The organism is Veillonella sp. VA137 (assembly GCF_003992015.1).
In the GTDB taxonomy this organism is placed as follows: domain Bacteria; phylum Bacillota; class Negativicutes; order Veillonellales; family Veillonellaceae; genus F0422.
The window spans coordinates 1-7,264 of sequence record NZ_RQVK01000026.1; the positions used below are offsets into that span (position 1 = coordinate 1).

The 7,264-nt window shown below is 35.4% G+C and carries 8 protein-coding genes and 1 riboswitch; all 8 genes read right to left on the reverse strand.

Annotated features, from left to right (window positions below; translation table 11 throughout):
* Window positions 1-321 precede the first annotated feature (321 nt).
* Window positions 322-705, reverse strand: a complete 384-nt coding sequence (locus EO116_RS08685; protein WP_370447275.1) for a helix-turn-helix domain-containing protein — start codon at window positions 703-705, stop codon at window positions 322-324.
* A gap of 129 nt (window positions 706-834) precedes the next feature.
* Window positions 835-2,346: an S-layer homology domain-containing protein gene (locus tag EO116_RS08290; RefSeq protein WP_127161421.1), complete on the reverse strand. Its 1,512-nt coding sequence runs from the start codon at window positions 2,344-2,346 to the stop codon at window positions 835-837.
* Window positions 2,347-2,428: 82 nt separating this feature from the next.
* Window positions 2,429-2,581: a hypothetical protein gene (locus EO116_RS08495; RefSeq protein ID WP_164726107.1), complete on the reverse strand. Its 153-nt coding sequence runs from the start codon at window positions 2,579-2,581 to the stop codon at window positions 2,429-2,431.
* Window positions 2,582-2,812: 231 nt separating this feature from the next.
* Window positions 2,813-3,478 (reverse strand): hypothetical protein, encoded by a 666-nt coding sequence (locus EO116_RS08295; protein WP_127161422.1) that lies wholly within the window; start codon window positions 3,476-3,478, stop codon window positions 2,813-2,815.
* Between the two features lies 1 nt (window position 3,479).
* A complete protein-coding gene (locus EO116_RS08300) occupies window positions 3,480-4,202 on the reverse strand; it encodes a hypothetical protein (protein WP_127161423.1) in 723 nt (240 codons plus the stop codon).
* Window positions 4,203-4,246: 44 nt separating this feature from the next.
* Window positions 4,247-4,828 (reverse strand): hypothetical protein, encoded by a 582-nt coding sequence (locus EO116_RS08305; RefSeq protein WP_127161424.1) that lies wholly within the window; start codon window positions 4,826-4,828, stop codon window positions 4,247-4,249.
* 257 nt (window positions 4,829-5,085) lie between these two features.
* Window positions 5,086-6,390: a phosphomethylpyrimidine synthase ThiC gene (thiC, locus tag EO116_RS08310; protein ID WP_126940342.1), complete on the reverse strand. Its 1,305-nt coding sequence runs from the start codon at window positions 6,388-6,390 to the stop codon at window positions 5,086-5,088.
* Window positions 6,391-6,467: 77 nt separating this feature from the next.
* A riboswitch (TPP riboswitch) is annotated at window positions 6,468-6,576 on the reverse strand.
* A gap of 134 nt (window positions 6,577-6,710) precedes the next feature.
* Window positions 6,711-7,264, reverse strand: a 554-nt coding sequence (locus tag EO116_RS08315) for an Abi family protein (RefSeq protein ID WP_206168336.1), incomplete at its 5' end; no start/stop codon positions are given.

A 7,264-nucleotide genomic window follows, 5' to 3' on the forward strand; every position in this document is an offset into this window, starting at 1 on the left:
AGAATAGCGCTAGCTATTTCCATAGCTAGCGCTAAAAGCTTTTACATGAGTAGCCCCCACATTTGACAAAGAGCCTAATATAATATCATAACACTAGCAAACTATAAATACAATGTTTCTATACTTTTCATATAAAATATATCTCTACAGTAGTCAAACATTTGTGACACAACCTCCTAAAGATTTATTTAAGAACTACTCTGCTATATATTCATTGGGTGATTTAAACCCCAATACTTTCTGTGCTATGTTATTATATCTACTCGCATATCGTTGATGTGCCTTTAAAAGAGCATTAAGGTATGTAACTACATCAGGCTTTCACTTACTTTTATAATATTGTTTTTTCTCCTTAATTTTAGGAATATTCCGACGAATTTGACAACACATTGAGCCATACGATCGAGTATATCCTCGTTTCTTAGCTTCCGTATATACTTGCGCCAACCCTTCATGCTTAAATTTTGAATATACACGCTTTATTAGGGATAACTCTTCTGCTGTATGCTGATTTGGATGTGAATGAGGTCTACGGCTCTTTAACCGTAAGGATTCAATCGTTCCATCATAGCGTTTTACCCAACGTTGCACTTGTTGTCTACTTGTATGATACCGTCTAGCTGCTTCAGCATTATTTTTATATTTTATAGCATATTCACAAATGAGTTTACGAAAGCGTAATTCTTCAGTTATAATAAATGAAATAAGAAGGTCTCTCCTTTGAAATAATGATTCGGTTTAGCAACTTTCATTATAACAGAGAGCCTTCTTATTTTTTTGTTTTGTCACAAATGTATTATACTCTTACAATTTAACCTTTTTCCAATTTAATTATTAAAACTTATAGTTAATTTCTGCACGGTAATAGTTAGATAATTTATCTCCGCTTTCATCTTCCGGATTAACTATAGCATATACTTTTAAACCAACATTATTAGCGACTGCATATTTACCTTGCAAAGCCCACCCTTTATAGTTTTGATTTGCTGGCGTCCAGAATGTAGGTGCAAAAACAGGTCCTCTTTTCCCTAAAAAAATATACTGCGTTTTCACAGACCAAGTGCCACGTTTATGTGGAATGTAGTTACCATATGTAAGTCCTACAGTCCAAGCCTTGTTAGATTCATTAATGTTATATTCATCATAGGCATAATTTTTAATGTTTCTAAATTTGGCAAATTCACCATCTACGAATACTTTAGAACTCAATTTAATATTTCCATAGACACCATAGAAGTCTAAATATTTATTTACCATATCAGAAGAATCAACATAAGCCATTTGTACATCCGAATTTTCAAGGATTTCACCTAAATCCATGCCATTTACTTTTGTATAGAAAGCTCCTAATTTTACATGAGAACCAAATTTACTATTTACTTGAAAAATAGCTAATTGCGCATTATTTTCATGCGATGATTTAAATAGATTAGCTTGATAGATTCGTTCTGGATAATCTCTATCCCTACCAGTAGCAACCTTCATAGTCATATCCGGAGCATATCCAAATGTGAATGATGCATTTAATTTATCCTTACCGGCTATTATAGTTGCCCCTTCTAAAGATCCATCATAGGTTAATCCGCCACCAATAAATGCATCATGACGTCCTACGAAGGTAGTTACATATTTTCCAAAATTATGTTGTAGATATAATCGGTCAACGGATACATCGGTACTTTTATTAGATCCAAATTCTTTATCGCCTGTGCTTACACGAAGTACAGCTTTAGTATTATCATTGACAGTTGCGGTGAATTGTAGTCGTGCACGATATGTAAACATAGGGGGTGTAACATATATTTTAGGTGGATTAGGCGGAGCATCTTCATGTGCCGATTCTGGTCGAATTTGTCTTGTTCCATACGTTTCTGGTGGTGTTTCATTATATCTATTGATATTTGTACCTAATGAATTAGCCGCAGAATATGGCTCTTCATCCAAATCATATTCAGTACGATTACGTTCAAACATTAATCGTGCATCACCATTGATTGCAATGTTACCCATCTTATTTTCTAAAATATCAGTACGTACGCCCAAGTTACTTAGTTCTGTAGAAAATTCCTTTGACAAACGGTTGATAATAACATTTTGTTCAGCATCATTACGATCTTGATGAGCTAACGCTTTTGCTAACATTTGTGCCATTTCATAACGAGTAATGTTATGTTGGCCTTTAAACGTTTCATCTGAATATCCATTAATAATACCTTCTTTGGCCAATTGTGCTACTGCTTGATATGCCCAATCATCGGGAGTTACATCCGAAAATGGATTTGTGGCAAATCCTGAAGTTACACCCAATACTACTGTGGCAGCTAACGCTGTAAGATATTTTTTCATAGCTAACTCCCCCTTGTTTAAAGTAAAATTAATAAAAAATATGATGTCTAACGGATTTTATAATAAACATTCTACAAGATTTCTACCTATACCCATGCGTATCTACCCCTTTTTCACTCCATCCTGGCGGGCGAGAGCTTAAACGTCCAGATAAAATGAAAGAATGTTTTTCGACTAATTCCATGTGTTTAGAACCCACATCCACTTTGTCCGTATATACAGTGGCTAACTTCATTTTAATATTCTTACCTGTTTGTAAGCTTACATGATCTTCATCATTAAATCTTTTTGTTATCTTAAAAGTTAAAAAAATCGGTGCAATTGTCTGCTACTTGTTGTAAAATAAATTCCATAAGAAGGTCTCCTTTGCTTTGAGTTATTTGAGCACATTCATTGTAACAAAGGATGACCTTCTTTTCTATTTTATTTTCCCACAAACATTTTACACTAACCTTACGTCTTTATACTATAAGTCTCGTTTTGTGAACGTAATATTCCTAACATCGTACTTATACATCGGACTTTTTTCATTTTCTTCTTTTAAAGCTTTTCGAATCAATTCTTCTTCTTGTTTGAATGCTTCATCAAAAAATGAATCATCTGTTCTTTGTAATGTTGTTTTACCTTCACTTTCAAGGACGAGCTTACCATTTTCTTCTTTAATTGTATGTGTTGCACCATTTGAAGCTGAATATACAACTCCATCCCTAACAGTTAAAATTTGTTCATGCTTGTTAAATCTATCTACTTTTCCTACCCATTCATGTTCTTCATCATATTGTGGTATAACTCCTACTTTGTTAGGCCCTCTTTCTACTCCCCACGTCATAAATCCATTAAAATTTTTTAAATATTCTTCTTCGTTAAGGAATGTGTGTTTTACATTAATCCCTTTTTGATAATATTTTGATTCTGCCATTTTATATGTGTGCTCACTTACTTTTTCTATTGTAATTTTATATATAGTACCACTTCTATAACTAGTCCCATCAGTAGAACCTGGTTGATATTGATACCATGTCCCTGATAAATCTGGACTGCCCCCTAATGAAGATACTGATTCGCAACCTGCCAAAGAGGCAACTACTGCTACTAAAGCAAAACCTTTTACAAAAGCTTGTTTTACGTTCATTTTAGACACCTCTTCGTTTCCAAAATATAAATCCACCAATTGCGCCACCTATAACAATAATCGCAATGATTGTATTTCTGAAGAAATGAGAGGCTGTTGTAAATACAAAACGAATTTCTTTATCTTTCACAAATGTGATTGTATCGTCTTTGACTACACCATCTGTTTCAAATTCTTTTTTAATATCCCCATCAACGGTAATTTTTGTAGTACCAAAGGATTTACCCATATAGAACATGTATTCATTACTTTCATCACCATATGGGAAAATAACATTTTCCGCAGGAGTGCTACCTAATGCACCATAAATGATTCTGTATGTTTTTGTTAATTCCTTGTCATCATCAAATTTTGCTGTAATCTTCCAATTGCCAGATCTTACGGTACCATCTTTATCATTAATTTCTTTACCTGTTGGATCTACAGCTTCTAGTTTAATGTGCTTATCAGCAAACTCTTTTAGTGCTTGCTGGTCTTTTTGAATTTTTTCGTTAATTTCCTTATCATCTAATTTTCCTACAGGCACGGAACCTTTTGCTTCTTTTTGTAAAGAATCTTGAAGTGCCGACTCTAATTCCACTTTACTCATTGGCTCGGGAATTTGTAGTTGTGACTCCCATTTACCACTAAAATCATTATCCACTTCAATATTCGAGTCCAGACTCGCACAACCTGCCAACACAAATAACGAGCAAGCTAACCCTAATAGTTTCCACTTTTTCACAATACATCCCCCTTAAAACGATAACTATAGAATTGATTTATAGATTAATAATCCCAGCCAAACATGTGGAAGAGTCTGTCTTTGATATGTTCCTCTTCAGAATCTGGCACATAATTACCGTAGTATTTACGTTCTATGCTACCATTTCTGTAAATTAAGTTACCATGGACATCATAATAAGAAGTTGGTATTGAATACGTTCCAATATTGTGCCATTGGACAGAATTTACATAATACTCATTCGAATAATATTCTACTGTTACTACATCTGGTTTGACCTCTCCAAACCCACCTAACCATTGAGATCCCAAAGGTGTAAATTCTCTCTTAAATACGCCTTCTACCACACGATTCTGAGCTTCTCCTCTTGCATATACTTTAGTTCTATCTAAGTACGTTTTATAATATTTATTTTCAGAAATCAGAATCCATCGTTCTCCTGCTTGTGGTAAACGTAAATTTCCATCAGACTGTTGTGTCACCTGTGTATTACTATCAGGAACCCCCAAAGCATTGTCTAATTTCTTTAACGTTTTACTTAACCAACTAGCTTCTACTGTAGCAGTACCTGCATTGACTGCAAATACACTAGCTAAAACAAGAGCGATTGCTGTTCTTTTTCTCATAGCACACCTCATATAAATGATAAAAATACATATATGTTATTACTATGATACATCATAGTGTCCGCACTAAGCAACTACTTTATATGATAATCCCTATGTATTTATAACTTTTATCTCCCAATAATTCTAAAAATACAAAGCCTATCGATATAAAATTTATTCACAATATATTCTGACCTGTTAGATTCATACATTTAACTTGGTCTATACAACAAAACAACCAACTCCCTAACAGAGTTGGCTGTTTCCTTTCTCTTTTATAATATATCGATTTTCTCGCCCTCTAAGGCTTTGTTGATGCTCCGTACGGCGCAGAATTTTCCGCACATACTGCAAGCTTCTTTATGTCCTTCTTCTGGGGCACGACTTTCACGGATGCGACGTGCTTTTTCAGGGTCTAGTGCTACTGCATATTGTGCTTCCCAATCGAGTTTTTGACGCGCCTCTGCCATGCGGTCATCGCGATCCCGTGCATTGGGAATCCCTTTTGCAATGTCTGCGGCATGCGCCGCAATTTTGAAAGCCATGATGCCTTCTTTCACATCGTTTTCATCAGGTAAGGCTAAGTGCTCTGCTGGTGTTACATAGCAAAGGAAAGCTGCCCCATGCATGGCTGCCACGGCACCACCGATGGCCGCTGTAATATGGTCATAGCCTGGTGCAATGTCTGTTACCAATGGTCCTAACACGTAGAACGGTGCCCCATCGCAGATTGTTTGTTGTACTTCCATATTGGCTTGTACTTGATTCAATGGCACATGTCCAGGACCTTCCACCAACACTTGTACACCACGTTCACGAGCTCGTTTTGTTAACTCACCAAGACGAACAAGTTCTTCGATTTGACAGATATCTGTAGCATCCGCTAAGCAACCAGGACGGCATGCATCGCCAAGAGAAATAGTCATATCATACTCTGCACAAATGTCCAAGATTTCATCATAGTATTCATAGAAAGGATTTTCTTGACCAGTCATAGACATCCAAGCAAAAACTAAACTACCGCCACGGCTGACAATATTTAATTTTCGTTTGTGACGTTTAATTTGCTCCACTGTATGTTGTGTAATCCCGCAATGTAATGTAACAAAGTCTACCCCATCTTCAGCATGAAGACGGATAGTAGAAATAAAGTCTTCTGCAGTCAATTCACCTAAATCCTTCTGATGATGAATAACGCTATCATAGATTGGCACGGTGCCAATCATAACAGGACATTCTTTGGTAAGCAGACGGCGGAATACTTTTGTATCACCATGTGTAGACAAGTCCATAATCGATTCAGCCCCTAATGCCACTGCATGATGAACTTTTTTCATTTCTTCTTCGTAATCTGTACAATCTTTAGACGTACCTAAGTTTACATTGATTTTTGTGCGTAACTTCTGACCAATTCCTTCCGGTTGCAAAGCCGTATGATGTTTGTTGCATGGAATTGTTACATGTCCTTTTGCCACTAACTCTCGTAATACTTCAACATCCATGTTCTCTTTTTCTGCTACCACTTTCATCGCGTCGGTAACAATGCCTTTTTGGGCTGCTTGCATTTGTGTGTAAAACATAAAAAGCTCCTTTCATTACAAAGGAGCCTATTTGGGGTGCTCTATACACAAAAAGGTATCGACATTACATCGATACCCACATATGTCAGCGTGCTTCCTACGCGGGCATGATCCCGATCAGGTCAAAAGGTCAGGTACTTCATAGTCCTTTCTCAGCCTATTACATAGGCTCCCTTGCAAATCTAAAATATTTACTTGCTTATAGTATAGCATGGAATGGTGGAATTTTATAGAGAATCATTGTTTTTAATTTTCAAAGCAGTATAAACCATCTTAATTAGTACATAGCTATTTTATGTTTATCCTCTTTAAAAAGTTATCTAACTTAATAAATCTGCACTTTTTTTATTTTTAAACCCAAACAGCTGTGCTTCTTCATCATTACTGCATATGCTACTAATAACGTTTTGAATGCGGCTCCAATTATACTTTGAATTTATCATTTTCACCAATTCCATAACAATAAGAATTACAATAGAGGCTCCATTAGTTGGCTTTTCTTGTCCACCTTTTTCATCGTAAAAGAGTCGTTCTTTCCACACACTTCGTATTTTAGGTTTCGTTTTTAACTTTATATCTATTAAATTGGAGTTATGTGCACATATATTACGGATGAAATGTAAACATTTTAGCCACGAAACTAATTCCAAATTTGAGCAATTATATGTACTCGCTAATTGCGTTAGATTTTTTTCACTTAAAATTTCTATCATTTTTACAACAGAACCAAATGTCAATAAATCTATTGCAAGCCAGATGCTCGGAAAATTATCTACATCAAAATTATCCTTAGATTGAGAGGATATATAATCCGAACGTTTCAAAGAATTTTGTAACTCTTCCTTTATTCTATACTGTTTCTTTTCTATAGTAT